The organism is Flavobacterium sp. GL_143 (assembly GCF_057834355.1).
Genome location: NZ_CM174401.1, coordinates 810,457 through 826,166 on the forward strand (window position 1 = coordinate 810,457; position 15,710 = coordinate 826,166).

Below are 15,710 nucleotides of genomic sequence, written 5' to 3' on the forward strand. Positions count from 1 at the left end.
GTTTAATTAACCTCCAAATTGTCCAACCTGATAGGTACCTACTCCATATGGAAATGCAAGATTAATACGATTCCAAGTATTGATTGTTGTAATTGCCATCGTTAAATCGATTAAATCTTCATCTGAAAATTGACTTTTTACTTCGTTGTAAACTGAATCTGGTACTTCGCATTTTGTTAATGCTTCTGCCCAGGCCAGTGCCGCTCTTTCTCTCTCAGTATAATACGGAGTCTCACGCCAAGCACTCAAACCATATATACGTTGCTCTGTTTCTCCTTTGGCACGCAAATCTTTAGAATGCATATCCAGACAATAAGCACAACCATTAATTTGTGATACTCTAAAGTAAACCAATTCTAATAGTATTTCTTCTACTGCCGATTTTTTTAAATATGCCCCAATTCCAAAAAGTGGTTTTAATGCGCTTTGTCCTTTTTCCTGAATGTTAATTCTTGATTCCATTTTGTTTAAATTTTTAATTGTTATACCCTAATAACAATCGAACTTTCAGAATTGGACATATTAAATAAAATATTTTTCATTTATTTTAAAAACAAACTCCAATAAACTGAAATACAATTATTTATATCTTAAAATTATTTAAATATTTCTGTTAAAAAAACTAAGTTAAGAAAATAAATACTCTGTTTTCTAATTATTGTAAACAAAGCTTCTTGTTCTGAATCTTGATAAAACAAGAGTTAAAACGTAGTTAATGCTTAATAAATGGTACGTTTTTTGAATTTAAGGAGCAATATAACAAAACATAGCCTCTTGTTATATTTCCATTATTTAATCTTTTAATTATTATACATGAAAAAAATTATTCTATTATTTAGTTTAATGCTTATTATTACTTCTTGCTCATCTAACGATGAAGATACTTATGGCATTTTTAATCCCCCTAACTGGATTCAAGGAACTTGGAAAGAGGAAACTTCTGGAGCAATATTAACTTTTACATCACGTGATATAAAATATACCACAACAGGTGATTCTTTTTCTTTTAGCAAACAAACAACCAAGTTCTCTAATACATTACCACAAGAAATTTCTTCTAGCCCAAATTTATATATATCTGATTTTTCTCAAGGTAAAGAAGGTTCCATAATCCGATTTAACTTTGTAAAAACATCCGATACAAAAATGGAATCAAAAGGACATCTGCCTGGAAATTACATAAAACAATAAGTATCTAGAAATTCTTGCTCAAATAAAAGTGAGTTCAAAACCGTAAATTATTTTTAAATTAAATGATTTACGGTTTTTTATGTCCACTAGTACAAATTCACAAACAACTCCTTGTGATTTTTATTACAAAAACACGATTTTCTTACAGTAAGTTGTGTTTTTTAAGTAAAAAGATAAAAATAACACTGTAACACTGTAACAATTAGTTTCTATAGTAGTCTTATGAAATATAGTTACACAAAACACAAACTACTCAATATAAATCGACTGAGTATTGATATAAAAATTTATTTGTTTTTTTATGATATAACATTTTTAAATATTTCTGAATTAGTACGTAGAAATTAAATACAAATTAAAAATGTTCCAGAAAAGACAGATATAAAGCCGTAATCGCTCTTATGTGATTGCGGCTTATTTTTTTAAGAAGCAGAAAGCTGCATTTACAAAAGACCTCATTTCCCGATGTGCACTATATCTTTTTATCCGCAAAAAAACGGATAAAAAGGATGCCGTTTCCATCGGGGCTAGATTAGAGGTTTTAGATTTTACAAGAACCTTTTTTGATATTGATGGTGCATACAAATTGCAAATCTGGACTTTCTAATTTAACTTTACTTAAAAATAGTTGCATGAAAATTCATTTCTGGCTTTATAGTTCTAATCTCGAAGTGTCATTTAATTTTTATAAAAAAGTTTTTGATCTCAAAACCGAAGTCTTTACAAATAAAGCAAAAACCTTCTTTGCACCGATTAACAGTCATGTCGAATTAAAAATAAGTACCTTACAAAAACCTATTAATGAAGGAAATATAGAAATAAATGAAGCATCTATAGACCAATTATACGACATGCTTATAAAAAACCAACTCCCTCAAAGTAATGAATCTGATATAGAAAAATTACCTGCAGGCACATTTTCAGGTCCATGGGATTTTCCTGGTGGAAAAGTGCTTTTCCTAAAAGATCCAGATAATCATTTTATTGCTTTTATGGAATGGTAAATAAACAATATGATTTATTTAATCCGCTGTACGAAGTCTCCTGACTTCGTACTCACTCCAATTTATTTTTATTTATTCTATCAAAGAAAGTGTTCTATTAGTTAATTCATTTTTATATTTCAAAACATCATCAATGCTCGTTAGCAGATACTCATTATTTTCAATAAGAATCTTCATTTTTGAATCATTAAAAACCAACTTACAAATCACTTTTTTGACATTATCATCAATACTAATATTAAAGAAGCTTTTAAAATCTCTATAAAAAATTCTTTCATTTGGAATTTTTTTATTTTGAATAAGTAATGTTCTTATTGTATGATATGCTTGAATTTCAGATTCGGTTGTAATAATTCCACCAGTATTGGAGTTTGATTCTGCAATGACTTTTTTATCATAAAGAGATTTTAATAAAGATGAATTAATCATACTTATCATTTTACCTTGAGTATCGTCATTGAATTTAGTTTTAAAATTCATATTTCTATGAATAATTTTCAATAAATCCTTTGAAGGAGCAATCAATTCTTTTAATAGACTATTTTCAAAATCTTCGACAAAAACTGCTTCTTGTGCAGTTTTAATAATTTCATTAATAACAACATACCTCTTATCAAACTTAATTAGCGTCTCTAAATCTCTATCTGAATAATTAGATAAGTTAAAAATAAAAAAAGGCTTATTATCAATTACATTTGGCTGCAAAACATCTGAATAAAATCTATATTCAATTCCATTTGTCAATACCGCAATTCTTGAATTTTTAGTATTATTAAAATACCCGTTTAGCTGACCCGCTTCTTTATCACTTAATCTACTATTATACTTTTTTGCCTCTACTAAAATTGTATCTTTTTTATTTAGCAAAATAGCATAATCAATTTTTTGACTTATGCGTTCACCGAAATCAGCATTGTATTCTGGTATTAAATCATTCGAAACAAAGTTTAACATTTCGAAAAATGGTTCAATTAAAAATTTACGTGTTTGAGCTTCATTAGTACACAATTCAATTGCATCGCTAATTTTAAAATTCTCAAGAGTTTTTTTTAATTGATTAATAGATTGTTTAGGTATGTTTGTAGTCATTTATAGGTTATTTTCTTAGTTAGATTTTTCAAAACAAAGTCTAATCTAATCAAAATAAATCAATTCATAATTTTTTAAAAAGATAAACTCAAAAATATCATTAAGAAAATAAGTCCTATCGCAACAAATACCCAAATCGAATAGAACCGTAAAAATAACCCGTATTAGTATTATAAGGGTCTCCCTTTAATTCTTTGCCACGGTAAATAAAAGAATAAGACATATTAAAATTATTGTGGCGGTATTTTAAACCAAACTCAGCATTAAAACGAAGCGGTTCTAAATCAAAAGTTATTGGGCTATTATTGTTAAACATACTACCCTGAATCGTAGCATCATAAAATTGATAATTAACGCTTGGTATTGCGTAAAAGTAAAACTCTCTAATATTGAATTGTGGTTCGAAACTTACTGAAGCATCATGTAAATTAGAGTCATAAATTGGGAGTAATCTCTTAAAACCAATTCGAGTTAATAATCCTGTAGAAACTCCCGTAAAAATAGTCCCAAGATTTGCTTCAGACTGAAAATGAAGATCAATAAAATCATGATGTTTCGTTGGGAATAATTTCTTAGAATACATAACATGCGCCTGCACGGCGAAAGCATTACTAAGCTGATTTTCCCAACCATATACATTTTTATACCCTATTAAGTGGTGGAAACTTTCCTGGGTTTCTTTCCCTAAAGCATTTGGGCCCATAAAACCTAATTGAAAATCTGTCTTTAAAACCGATTCGCTTTGATAAAAAAAACTTCGGCCTGCTTCGACAAAAAGATATCCTGTAAAAGGACGGTCATTTTTATCAACAGCCGATTGATTAATAAATCTAGGATTATAAATATATTGTCCAAGACGAAATTCTGTAATTTTCTTGTTTATTTTTTCATTCTCATTCTTTGATAAAAAACGATAGAAAAGCTCTAAACCATTTGTATAATACATGTCATTTTTAGACGATGTATATAAATCATTATCAGTAATCAATCCAATTTCACTGGTTCTACTTTGGGCAAAAACAAAAGTGGTTGCTAAAATAAACAGAATACTAAGTCCCTTTTTTGGTACCATCATAATTAATTTTACCAACGCTACGCATTACTTTAACAATCTTATTTTTTCTTTTATTAATATAACTAGATGACCCAGTTGCTTTAAATTTTCGTGGATTTGGCAAGATAGCTGCAATTCCCGCAGCTTGTATAGGTGTAAGACTCTTTGCGCTCTTGCGGTACCAATGTTGTGCTGCAGCCTCGGCACCATAAACACCATCGCCCATTTCGATACTATTAAGATATACCTCCATAATACGTTCTTTTCCCCAAACCAACTCGATTAAAACTGTAAAATAAGCTTCTAGTCCTTTACGGAAATAGCTTTTCCCTTGCCATAAAAATACATTTTTGGCAGTTTGTTGCGATATCGTACTTCCTCCTCTTATTCTTCTGCCGCGTTCGTTACTTTTATATGCTTTTTGCAATGCCTTAAAGTCAAAACCATTGTGTGTTAAGAAAGTTCCATCTTCACTTGCAATAACTGCTTTTTGCAAGTTCATCGATAAGTTTTCTATTGGTTCCCAATCGTGACTAAAATAGTTCTCTTTACCAGCCAACTTATTTTCAATACCACGAATTACCATTAAAGGTGTAAAAGGTACAGGAACATATTTAAAGAAAACTACAAAAAATATTGAAAGCCCAAAGAACCATAAAAGTAGCTTAAAAAAGAAACGAGCGATTTTGCTCCCAAACGAGCGATTTTTCTTTTTCGCTGCTGGTTTTGCTTTACTTGGTGTTGTTTTTTTTGGTGCCGGTTTTTTTGGTGCCGGTTTTTTGGTTACTGCCATTATATTAAATCTGCTAATTCTGTTCCTATTAAACTTCCTATTGCTACTCCCATTCCTCCTAATCGAACGCCGCAATATACATTTTCTGATAATTGAGTTACAATAGGATTTTTACTATTTCCTACTCCCATTATCCCGCTCCATCTATGAGCGATATCTGTTTTTTGATTTGGTAAAATTACATTTTTCAACAAATCTTCCAATTTATTTTGTATTATTTCTGTGTTCCCAAATTCAGTGGTAGTTTCTGTCTCAAAATCCAGGTTTCGCCCACCTCCCAATAAAATCCTATTACCCACATTTCTAAAATAATAATACCCTCTATCTAAGTGAAATGTGCCTTTAATTTCTAAACCAGGAATTGGTTCGGTAATTAAAACCTGTGCTCTGGCAGGTTTAACTCCACCGTTTGTAAGTGTATTAGCAAATCCGTTGGTAGCAAAAAGAATTTTATTTGTAGTAAAAGTAAAATCCTTCAACATTATTTCGACATTATTCCCAGTATCCAAATAGGAAGTTACTGTTTGTTGGTTCAAGATTAAAATATCAGCTTCAATTGCTTCTTTTAGCAATGCTTGCATCATATTACCTGTATCAATTTGTCCTTCAAAAGGATTAAAAACCAAATACTCATGAATACCTTTAAACTCAAAACGATCTATTTCTTTAGCAAAAACATCTGTTTTAAAAAGTGGTCTGAGAATTTCATTTACAAAAGATAATTTGCTTGAACATTCGTCATATCCATTTTCATCTTCCTTTAAGAATAATTCATATCCTCCATAAGGTTTAAAATCGATTGCATAATCTCCTAAACGTTTACGTAATAATTGTAACCCTCTCCAGCGTTTTTCGATAAGCTGGATTACATCTTCTTCGGTATGTGTTTTTAAATCTTCAATTATTTCCGAAAGACTTCCGAAGCAAGCAAAACCAGCATTCTTGGTACTGGCTCCTTGTGGTAACATTCCTTTCTCGAGAATCAAAATTTTAGCTTTCGGAAATTTTTCGCGTAAGCGCAATCCTGCATGCAAACCTACAATTCCACTACCTACAATGGTGAAATCTACATTTGTAAACCAATTTTTAAGTTCCCAATAGCTTAATTCCATTTCGATATTTTTTATAAAAATAATGTTTTTTTAAACCATATAAGAAATTTAAGTCCATATAAACTTGACCTTAAACAGATAAAACTTAAATGAACTTATATTACTTACATGGTTAAACCTTTTAAATAAAACTAGCTCATCCCTCTTAATCATGGGGTAACTTTTATCATTTATTTAAGACAATACCAATTGTGTTATCACTGGGTTGCTGGAATTAATTTTGTACTTTTAAAACCTTAAAATTTTTAGATTAAATTTATGAAAAAAGTACTATTTACAACCTTAGTAATGATGAGTTTAAGCACCATGGCACAGAATGTAATGTCACCAGAATTATTGTGGAAATTAGGAAGAGTTACAGCACTTGGACTTTCAAAAGATGGAAAAAACGTTGTTTACAAGGTTACAACACCATCTATTGCCGAAAATAATTCGACATCAAAATATTATACTTTACCTGTAAATGGTGGAAATGCAACCGAAATTTCGGACACAAAAACCATTTTGGCAGATAAAAACATTTCGCCAGACGGGAAATTTTTGGTGTATAATGAAGAAGTGAAAATCGATAAAGTTTTAGGAAAAGATTTTTACCCTAATCTGGATAAATCTGATGCTCAAATATACAATGGTCTGGATTACCGTCATTGGGATACTTGGAATGAAGGTAAATTTAATCATGTTTTTTACAAAGAAAACAAAGATGGAGCTGTTGGAATTGATATTTTAAAAGGAGAAACTTTTGATAGTCCTCAAAAACCTTTTGGTGGAGACGAAGATTATATCTGGTCACCTGATGGTAAAAGTATCTTGTATGTAAGCAAGAAAAAAGCTGGAACTCAATATGCTATTTCTACCAATACTGATATTTACGAATACAATCTTGAAACTGGTAAAACAACAAATAGAACCGAAGGAAATTTAGGTTATGATATGGCACCACAATTTTCGCCAACCGGAAACCTAACTTGGTTACAAATGAAACGTGATGGTTATGAGGCTGATAAAAACGACATTATTGTTGATTTTAAAGGTATTAAAATGAACCTGACTGCTAATTGGGACGGAACTGTTGATAGCTTTACGTGGAGCAAAGACGGTAAAAAAATATTTTTTACAGCTCCTATAGATGGTACAAAACAATTATTTGAAGTAAACTTTCCTGGATTAACTAAAATTGCTATAAAAGTACTTCAAATTACAAATGGTAATTATGATGTAAATGATATCGTTGGTTTTGTAGGTGATAATATCATTGTAACAAGATCGGATATGAATCATGCAAACGAGATTTTTTCTTTCAATTTAAAGAAAAACACTTGGGAACAATTATCAAATGTAAATACAGCTACTTACAGTACTTTAACTTTAAGCAAAACAGAAAGACGCTATGTTACTACAACTGATGGTAAAAAAATGTTGGTTTGGGTAATCTTACCTCCAAATTTTGATGCATCAAAAAAATACCCAACTCTTTTATATTGCCAAGGCGGACCTCAATCTGCTTTAACACAATCATATTCTTTCCGTTGGAATTTTTCATTAATGGCTGCCAAAGGTTATGTTGTTGTTGCTCCTAACCGTCGCGGAATGCCAGGTCATGGTGTAGAATGGAACGAACAAATTAGTAAAGATTGGGGCGGACAGGTTATGGACGATTACTTATCGGCTATTGATGATGTTGCCAAAGAAAACTATGTAGACAAAGCTCGTTTAGGTTGCGTAGGTGCAAGTTATGGTGGTTATTCTGTTTTCTATCTAGCAGGAATCCACAACAACCGTTTCAAAACTTTTATCGCTCATGATGGTGTTTTCAACACGCAAAGTATGTTTGGAACTACTGAAGAAGTTTTCTTTAACAACTGGGATTTTGGTGGTGCATACTGGGAAAAAGACAATGCAATTGCTCAAAAAACATACACTACTTTTAACCCAATAAACCATGTTGATAAATGGAACCAACCAATCTTGATTATTCAGGGTGGAAAAGATTTCCGTGTACCAATTGGACAATCTCAAGAAGCATTTCAAGCTGCTCAATTGCGCGGTATAAAAAGTAGATTATTGTATTTCCCTGAAGAAAATCACTGGGTTTTAAAACCTCAAAATGCTCAAGTTTGGCAAAGTGAATTCTTTAAATGGTTAAACGAGACCCTATAATTAAAATTTAAAAACACATCCCATACTAATTATTTCAACCATACAATATGGAAAGTAAGAAGAGTTACATTCCGCTTAAAGTTTTTATAAGTTACATTGCATTAGCTTCGCTTGTAATTAGTGTGGGGTGGGTTTTATATTCAGAAAATGTCAGTTATTCGAAAATAGAAAGCAAAATTGCTTTTGAAAAGACTAAAATTTTAAAAGTTAGTCAGCTTTTTTCGAATGTATATAAAACTGAAAGTCTTGCCCGAAAGACAATTCAGTCTAATTCGGAATCAGACTTTGAACATTACATTAGAGAATCGGATTCTTTACGAATTCGAATTGATTCTTTAAAAAAAATTGTTACTACGCAATCACAAATTGTTCTTCTAGATAGCGTAAATTATTTATTGGCAGAAAAGACCAAAAATATTCGTCAATTAAAAACCATCAAAAGCAAGGCTAATGATGAAGTTACGGTAAACAATGCCATTGACGAATTAACAAAACTAGAATTTTCATTACGTAAATTACAACTTGAGGATTTTACCAAAAACCCAGGGCAACTGGGGAGTTATCAGCGTAATGTTCTGCAAAAATATGTTGATTATCTCAACCAAAATATCCCAGATGATAGTACAAATACGTTAAGTAAAAAAGCATCTGATTCGATTTTATCTACATCCAAAAAATTATTAAGTTCTGTAAAAAGAGAAACTGAAAAGAAAAAAGAATCTCTAAATTATCAGGAGAACAAACTACTTAAAAATGAGATTTTAATATCCGAACAACTCCGAAAAGTATTGCGAATTATTGAACGAGAAATCATAATTAACTCGATAAAATACAATACGGATAAAGAAAAATCATTAAAAAAAATTAATCAAATTGTAACTGGAGCAGCCGTTGTTGGTTTATTGCTTACCATCTTTTTCTCTATACTTATCGCCAGTGATTATTCTAAAACACAGCTGTATAAGAAACAATTAGAAATTGCCAATTTTAAGACCAAAAACCTCCTAAAAAGTCGTGAGCAACTTATCTCTACGGTAAGTCACGATTTAAAAACCCCTTTGAGTACAATTGTAGGTTATACTGAGCTTTTGGGCAATTCTGACCTAAATACGAAGCAATCGTATTTTATTAAAAATATCAAAAATTCATCTGAATACATTTCGCAATTAGTACAGGATTTGCTAGATTTTTCTCAAATCGAAGCTGGGAAAATTGCAATTGAGAAAAAACCTTTCTCACTTCCTGAAATTATAACTGATGTTGCTAAAAACATTCAATCTGTTTACAAGCAAAAAGATATAGAACTTATAATTAAAACTGATGAAAGATTAAACCAAAGAGTAATTGGAGATTCGTTTCGATTAAAACAAATCTTAAGCAATATCATCGGGAATGCTTATAAATTTACCGAAGAAGGATTTATAAAAATCGATGCTACAATTAATCATAATGGAGAATTTGTTTTTATTAAGATAGAAGATTCAGGTATCGGGATTGAGAAAAAAAACCAAAATCTTGTGTTTGAAGAATTTGCTCAGGCAAATGAAGGCATTGAAAAAAAATATGGAGGAACTGGTCTGGGACTTGCTATATCTAAAAAAATAGCAACTCTTTTGGGTGGTGATTTACATCTAAAAAGCGTTTTTGGAAAAGGAAGTACTTTTGAAATTCAACTTCCGTTAGTATTCGACACTAACACAGAATTAGAACTAGAAGAAACAAATAAAGAGCCTCACATCACACCTATTATCACGGCCAAAACCGCAATTGTAATAGATGATGATAGTAATTTATTAGGTTTAACTTCTGAGGTTTTAAAACAGCATAATTACACGGTTCTGGCTTTTGGTAATGCCAATGAAGCGCTAAAAACGATTGAGAACACTGCTTTTGATTTTATTTTAACCGATATTCAAATGCCAGAAATTGATGGATTTCAGTTTTTAGAAAAGCTGAAAGAAACTAACAATTCTCAATATAAAAACCAACCTATAATTGCTTTAACAGGAAGAGACGATTTGGATCTGAAAGTTTATACTGATGCAGGATTTACAACTGTTGTAAAAAAACCATACTCACCTAAAGTATTACTACAAATAATACTTTCACTCTTTGATAATTCAACCGAAATCACTCCCGAAGATGATGAAAGCAATAATACTAATTTACAAAAAGGATTCTCTCTTGACTCTTTAAAATCATTTTTAACCAATGATAAAGAAGCACTGCGAGAGGTAATTAAAACTTTCATAAAAACAACAAAAGATAACTTAGTAATTTTAGAAAAAAATATTACTGAGAAAGATAGCATGGAAATAAGTGCTATTGCACATAGAATTGCTCCAATGTTCAAACAAATTCAAGCTTCGGAAATCAGCAAAATTTTAGATAATCTAGAGCAAAAAAAATACCCTGACACCGATTTAGAAACAATATTCAATACATTAAAAACGAAGATTAATTCGCTACTTTTAATTCTGGAAAAAGAAATAGCCTAATCTATATCGTATTGTTTTAGCTTATTGTATAATGTTTTTCGGGTAATCTTAAGCATTTTTGCAGCTTCAGATTTATTATTTTTCGCTTTTGCTAAAGCATGAATAATAGCCTCTTTTTCATTTTCAGATAATGAGAAATCATTTGGAACTTGTTTCTGAACCTGAAAAAATTCAACTGGCAATACAGTACTTTCTATAAAATCTCCTTGTGATAAAAGCGTTGCTCTCTTTACACAATTTTGAAGTTCTCTTAAGTTTCCTGGCCACCTATATTTCTGAAAAATAGTAATTACTTCATCCGAGAAACCAATAATATTTTTGTTCAATTGCTCATTTGCTTTTTCAAGAAAGAAATCTGCAAAAAGCATTAAATCTTCTTCTCTATCAATCAATGAAGGTGAATGTATAGAGAACTCATTAATTCGGTGGTATAAATCTTCACGGAAATCTCCCTTTTTTACAGCTTCTCGCAAATCTTCGTTGGTCGCAGTTACAATACGTATATCAACATCAATTTCTTTATTGCTACCTACTGGTTTTATCTTTCGTTCTTGTAAGGCTCTTAAAAGTTGTATTTGATTTTCATACGAAAGATTCCCTATTTCATCCAGAAATATTGTTCCCCCATTTGCCGCTTCAAAATAACCTATTTTATCAGTTACTGCTCCTGTAAAAGAACCTTTTAAATGCCCAAAAAACTCACTTGCAGCCAATTCTTTTGGTATTGCACCACAATCTACCGCAATAAAGTTATTGCCTTTCCTAGGGCTCTGTTCATGAATACTCTTGGCAATTATTTCTTTTCCAGTACCGCTTTCACCAATAATTAAAACCGACATATTAGTTGGACTTACCAACTCGATATGTTCTGCTAATTTTTTAGAAGCTTTAGAAATTCCTTTTACAAATTCAAATTCGCTTGATTTTTTTTGAACTTTAGCTTTTTGTTCTTTTTCTGGAACTTGCGGTGAAGTTTGTAAAGCATTTGCAATTACAAGTAAAACTTCTTCTGGATTAAATGGTTTCGAAATATAATCTGAAGCTCCATTTTTTATTGCTTTTACAGCAGTATTTACATCTGAATATCCTGTCATTAAAATAACGGGGATTTCGGGATACATTTTTTTAAATTCAGACATTAACCCAATCCCATCTGAATCTGGAAGTCTTAAATCGGTAATAATAAGGTCAAAAGATTCTTCTTTAATTATATTTCGTGCTTCGGCTGCAGAAAAAGCAGTCACAACCGTGTATAACTTTTTTGTCAGGAATTTATCTAACAATTTACAAAACGAAATATCATCTTCTATTAATAAAATCTTTGGCATTAGTGTTTGGGCTTTTCATGCTAAAATAAGACTAAAATAATTGTATTCTCATAAAATTTTGCAAAAAAAAAGAGATTGCAGATGCAATCTCTTTTTAAAAAAACCTAAACTAATCTACCTAAATTATATTTTTATCCAATTGCCATTGACATCTGAATAGACAGTAGCCTTTTGGTCACCAACTGAAATTTCTAATTTATATTCTTTCTTTTCATTCACATATGCCTTATCAAGTTTCGCATCCGGATAAGCCTTTTGTAAAGCTGTTTTTACCGGTACCGGTACTACATCTACGCTAACTTCTGTGTAACCATCTTGCACTGTTACAACTTTAGCAACTGGCTCTGTAGTTGTTATAGTTGCTGCGTAAATTGACAAACTCCCAAAAACAACTGCTGCGGATAAGATTAACTTTTTCATAATGATATATGTTTTAATTTATTTGGCTTATAATTACTTCTTAATCAAATTTCCTGATGCATCAGAGAAAATAGTATACTTTTTATCACCATGAGCGATTTCTAGTTTATACACATTTTTCTCATTTTTGTATGCTTTTTCAAGTTTTGCTCCTGGAAAAGATTTTTCCAGAGTAGCTTTTACCTCTGCAGGAAGTGCATCTGCTCCAATTTCTGTGTATTCGTCTTGAATACTAATTACTTTTACTGTTGGTTCTGTACTCGCTACAGTTGCAGCATTAACTGATAAACCACCTAATACGATTGCTGCTGATAAGATTAACTTTTTCATAATAATAGATTTTAATGTTTTTAATTTATTTTAAACCACTAAGTTAGATTATTTTTTAATCCAGTTTCCAGTAGCGTCTGCAAAAAGATTTCCTACTTTATCACCTACAGTAACATCTAGTTTGTATTCTTTGTTTGCATTTACATATGCTTTATTAAGTACTGCATCTGGATATGCTTTTTTCAAAGCTGCAGTAATAGCCGCTGGCAATTCTTCGATTTTTACTTCTGTGTATTCTTCTTGAACTGATGTAGTTTTAACATCTAAAACTGAAGTTGGTAAAGTTGTTGCAAATGAAGATAAACTTCCTAATACGATTGCGGCTGATAAGATTAACTTTTTCATAATGATATATTTTTAATGTTTTTATTTTATTTTGGGTTTATAGTTTCTAGATTGAATTATTTTTTAATCCAATTTCCTGTAGCATCAGCAAAAAGATTTCCTACTTTATCTCCTACAGTAACATCTAGTTTGTACTCTTTATTTGCATTTACATATGCTTTATTAAGAACTGCATCTGGATATGCTTTTTTCAAAGCTGCCGTGATAGCTGCTGGTAATTCTTCGATTTTTACTTCTGTGTATTCTTCTTGAACTGATGTAGTTTTAACATCTGAAACTGAAGTTGGTAAAGTTGTTGCAAATGAAGATAAACTTCCTAATACGATTGCGGCTGATAAGATTAACTTTTTCATAATGATATATTTTTAATGTTTTTATTCTATTTTAGGTTTATAGTTTCTAGATTAAATTATTTTTTAATCCAATTTCCTGTAGCATCAGCAAAAAGATTTCCTACTTTATCACCTACAGTAACATCTAATTTGTACTCTTTGTTTGCATTTACATATGCTTTATTAAGTACTGCATCTGGATATGCTTTTTTTAAGGCTGCAGTAATAGCTGCTGGCAATTCTTCGATTTTTACTTCTGTGTATTCTTCTTGAACTGATGTAGTTTTAACATCTATAACTGAAGTTGGTAAAGTTGTTGCAAATGAAGATAAACTTCCTAATACGATTGCGGCTGATAAGATTAACTTTTTCATAATAATAGATTTTAAATTATTTGTATTGTTTTTACACTTCAGATAAAGAAATTATTATGCCGCAAAATTCAACGAACCACAAAACAAGCCAATTAACTAATTATCAGTTATTTAAATAGAACAAATTATATCCTACCCAGTTACAAAGTGTGTAAATTAGATAAAAAGTGTGTAAAAAGTATACACAGATTCATTAGAAAAGAGCAGAAACAAAAAAAGCCTCACATTGTGAACATGCCCCAAAAAGTTAGACACTATTTGGGGCATTTTTTATGGAAAGAAAAGCAAGGTATGACTATGCATTTAAGTTAGAATGTGTAGAATTGGTTTTAAAGAAGCATTATTCAGATGGATATGTTTCAAAATTAAAAAAGACTGCAAGATGGAATATTCGTAAGTGGGTCAGTTTTTATAAGGCATATGGTAAAATTGGTTTATTGTCACGAATGAATCAAAGCTATTCAGCCGAATTTAAGCTAAAAGTGCTCAATATCATAGAAAAGGAATCCCTTACCTTAATGCAGACTGGTATAAGATTTAATATTCCCGATATTTCCATAGTTTTAAAATGGAAAAAAGATTTTGCTAACTTTGGACTAGTAGGATTACAACCAAAACAAAGAGGCAGACCCGTATCGATGAGTAATAATAAAGGCAAAAAAAGTAAATCAGAGAAACCCCTGACAAGAGAGCAAGAACTGCTAAAAGAAAACGAAAGACTTCGCTGTGAGAATGAATTGCTAAAAAAGCTGCAAGCCTTAATTCAAGCCAGGAAAAATCCAAAGCCATAAACGAATTAAGGCATAAATTTGGTTTGGAATTACTTTTGAACCTTGCAAATATGGCACGCAGCAGTTTTTATTATCATCAAAAACAAAGTAAGTCACCTGATAAATATAAAGAAATTAAAGAGTTGATTAAAGTCATTTATCACAGACATAAAGGGCGTTATGGTTACAGAAGAATAACCGATGAATTACAAAACAGAGGACTGGTTATCAATCATAAAACAGTTCTTAGATTGATGAATCTATTAGGGTTAAAAAGTGTTATTAGAGTAAAAAAGTATAAGTCTTATAAAGGTGAAAATGGTAAAATAGCTCCAAATATACTAGAACGAAATTTTAAAGCAAAAGCTCCAAATCAAAAATGGGCAACTGATATAACAGAGTTCAATGTAGCTGGAAACAAATTATATTTATCACCAATAATTGACTTATTTAATCAGGAAATAATCAGCTATGAACTCACAGAGAGACCAGTGTTTAATCAAGTGGTTATGATGCTGAAAAAGGCCTTTAGAAAAATACCAGATAATACAAATTTAATACTTCATTCAGACCAAGGCTGGCAATATCAAATGAATCATTACCAACTTTTATTAAAACAAAAAGGAATCAAACAAAGCATGTCAAGAAAAGGAAACTGCCTAGATAATGCAATTATTGAAAACTTCTTTGGAATATTAAAATCTGAAATGTTTTATACCCAAAAATTCAAATCAATAGAACAATTAAAAAAAGAAATTAATAAGTATATAATATATTACAATAACGAAAGAATTAAATCAAATTTAAACAAAATGAGCCCGATAAAATATCGAGCTCATTATTATCAAACTTAATTATAAATTTGTCCAAACTTTTGGGTGCAGTCTATTGCTGTGAGGCTTTTAGAATA

At 30.7% G+C, this 15,710-nt stretch carries 17 protein-coding genes; 6 read left to right on the top strand and 11 right to left on the bottom strand.

Annotated elements, in window-relative coordinates:
• Window positions 1-6: 6 nt before the first annotated feature.
• Window positions 7-462 carry a carboxymuconolactone decarboxylase family protein gene (locus AC3IPI_RS03430; protein WP_489157123.1) on the bottom strand — a complete coding sequence of 152 codons (456 nt, stop codon included), beginning with the start codon at window positions 460-462 and terminating at the stop codon, window positions 7-9.
• A gap of 351 nt (window positions 463-813) precedes the next feature.
• Here AC3IPI_RS03430 and AC3IPI_RS03435 point away from each other — a divergent pair, with 351 nt between their 5' ends.
• Window positions 814-1,191, top strand: coding sequence for a membrane lipoprotein lipid attachment site-containing protein (locus AC3IPI_RS03435; RefSeq protein ID WP_489157125.1), 378 nt, complete (start codon window positions 814-816; stop codon window positions 1,189-1,191).
• 632 nt (window positions 1,192-1,823) lie between these two features.
• Window positions 1,824-2,195 carry a hypothetical protein gene (locus AC3IPI_RS03440; protein ID WP_489157127.1) on the top strand — a complete coding sequence of 124 codons (372 nt, stop codon included), beginning with the start codon at window positions 1,824-1,826 and terminating at the stop codon, window positions 2,193-2,195.
• 72 nt (window positions 2,196-2,267) lie between these two features.
• Here AC3IPI_RS03440 and AC3IPI_RS03445 read toward each other — a convergent pair whose 3' ends face one another.
• The 4 genes from AC3IPI_RS03445 to AC3IPI_RS03460 all read right to left on the bottom strand — a co-directional run bounded on the left by AC3IPI_RS03445 (window position 2,268) and on the right by AC3IPI_RS03460 (window position 6,243).
• Complete coding sequence (locus AC3IPI_RS03445; protein ID WP_489157129.1) at window positions 2,268-3,284, bottom strand: type I restriction enzyme HsdR N-terminal domain-containing protein; 1,017 nt, start codon at window positions 3,282-3,284, stop codon at window positions 2,268-2,270.
• 115 nt (window positions 3,285-3,399) lie between these two features.
• A complete protein-coding gene (locus AC3IPI_RS03450) occupies window positions 3,400-4,359 on the bottom strand; it encodes a lipid A deacylase LpxR family protein (RefSeq protein ID WP_489157131.1) in 960 nt (319 codons plus the stop codon).
• Window positions 4,334-5,131, bottom strand: coding sequence for a monofunctional biosynthetic peptidoglycan transglycosylase (mtgA, locus tag AC3IPI_RS03455; protein ID WP_039115465.1), 798 nt, complete (start codon window positions 5,129-5,131; stop codon window positions 4,334-4,336). Before mtgA ends, AC3IPI_RS03450 begins: the two co-directional genes overlap by 26 nt.
• Complete coding sequence (locus tag AC3IPI_RS03460) at window positions 5,131-6,243, bottom strand: NAD(P)/FAD-dependent oxidoreductase (RefSeq protein ID WP_489157133.1); 1,113 nt, start codon at window positions 6,241-6,243, stop codon at window positions 5,131-5,133. Before AC3IPI_RS03460 ends, mtgA begins: the two co-directional genes overlap by 1 nt.
• A gap of 258 nt (window positions 6,244-6,501) precedes the next feature.
• Here AC3IPI_RS03460 and AC3IPI_RS03465 point away from each other — a divergent pair, with 258 nt between their 5' ends.
• Both AC3IPI_RS03465 and AC3IPI_RS03470 read left to right on the top strand, forming a co-directional pair.
• Window positions 6,502-8,403, top strand: a complete 1,902-nt coding sequence (locus AC3IPI_RS03465) for a S9 family peptidase (RefSeq protein WP_489157135.1) — start codon at window positions 6,502-6,504, stop codon at window positions 8,401-8,403.
• Between the two features lie 47 nt (window positions 8,404-8,450).
• Window positions 8,451-10,901, top strand: coding sequence for an ATP-binding protein (locus tag AC3IPI_RS03470; protein WP_489157137.1), 2,451 nt, complete (start codon window positions 8,451-8,453; stop codon window positions 10,899-10,901).
• Here the strand turns inward: AC3IPI_RS03470 and AC3IPI_RS03475 are convergent.
• The 6 genes from AC3IPI_RS03475 to AC3IPI_RS03500 all read right to left on the bottom strand — a co-directional run bounded on the left by AC3IPI_RS03475 (window position 10,898) and on the right by AC3IPI_RS03500 (window position 14,030).
• On the bottom strand, window positions 10,898-12,229 hold the full coding sequence (locus tag AC3IPI_RS03475; RefSeq protein WP_039115471.1) for a sigma-54-dependent transcriptional regulator: 1,332 nt from the start codon (window positions 12,227-12,229) through the stop codon (window positions 10,898-10,900). The two genes, AC3IPI_RS03470 and AC3IPI_RS03475, sit on opposite strands and share 4 nt — an antisense overlap.
• A gap of 123 nt (window positions 12,230-12,352) precedes the next feature.
• Entirely contained in the window at window positions 12,353-12,649 is a 297-nt protein-coding gene (locus AC3IPI_RS03480) for a hypothetical protein (RefSeq protein WP_039115472.1), read from the bottom strand.
• 33 nt (window positions 12,650-12,682) lie between these two features.
• Complete coding sequence (locus AC3IPI_RS03485; protein WP_039115474.1) at window positions 12,683-12,979, bottom strand: hypothetical protein; 297 nt, start codon at window positions 12,977-12,979, stop codon at window positions 12,683-12,685.
• Window positions 12,980-13,027: 48 nt separating this feature from the next.
• A complete protein-coding gene (locus tag AC3IPI_RS03490; protein WP_035617491.1) occupies window positions 13,028-13,324 on the bottom strand; it encodes a hypothetical protein in 297 nt (98 codons plus the stop codon).
• Between the two features lie 56 nt (window positions 13,325-13,380).
• Complete coding sequence (locus AC3IPI_RS03495) at window positions 13,381-13,677, bottom strand: hypothetical protein (RefSeq protein ID WP_489157140.1); 297 nt, start codon at window positions 13,675-13,677, stop codon at window positions 13,381-13,383.
• Window positions 13,678-13,733: 56 nt separating this feature from the next.
• Window positions 13,734-14,030: a hypothetical protein gene (locus tag AC3IPI_RS03500; protein WP_086895680.1), complete on the bottom strand. Its 297-nt coding sequence runs from the start codon at window positions 14,028-14,030 to the stop codon at window positions 13,734-13,736.
• A 272-nt stretch (window positions 14,031-14,302) separates the two neighbouring features.
• Here AC3IPI_RS03500 and AC3IPI_RS03505 point away from each other — a divergent pair, with 272 nt between their 5' ends.
• On the top strand, window positions 14,303-14,821 hold the full coding sequence (locus AC3IPI_RS03505; protein ID WP_489153903.1) for a transposase: 519 nt from the start codon (window positions 14,303-14,305) through the stop codon (window positions 14,819-14,821).
• On the top strand, window positions 14,818-15,654 hold the full coding sequence (locus AC3IPI_RS03510; RefSeq protein ID WP_489159212.1) for an IS3 family transposase: 837 nt from the start codon (window positions 14,818-14,820) through the stop codon (window positions 15,652-15,654). Before AC3IPI_RS03505 ends, AC3IPI_RS03510 begins: the two co-directional genes overlap by 4 nt.
• Window positions 15,655-15,710 lie beyond the last annotated feature (56 nt).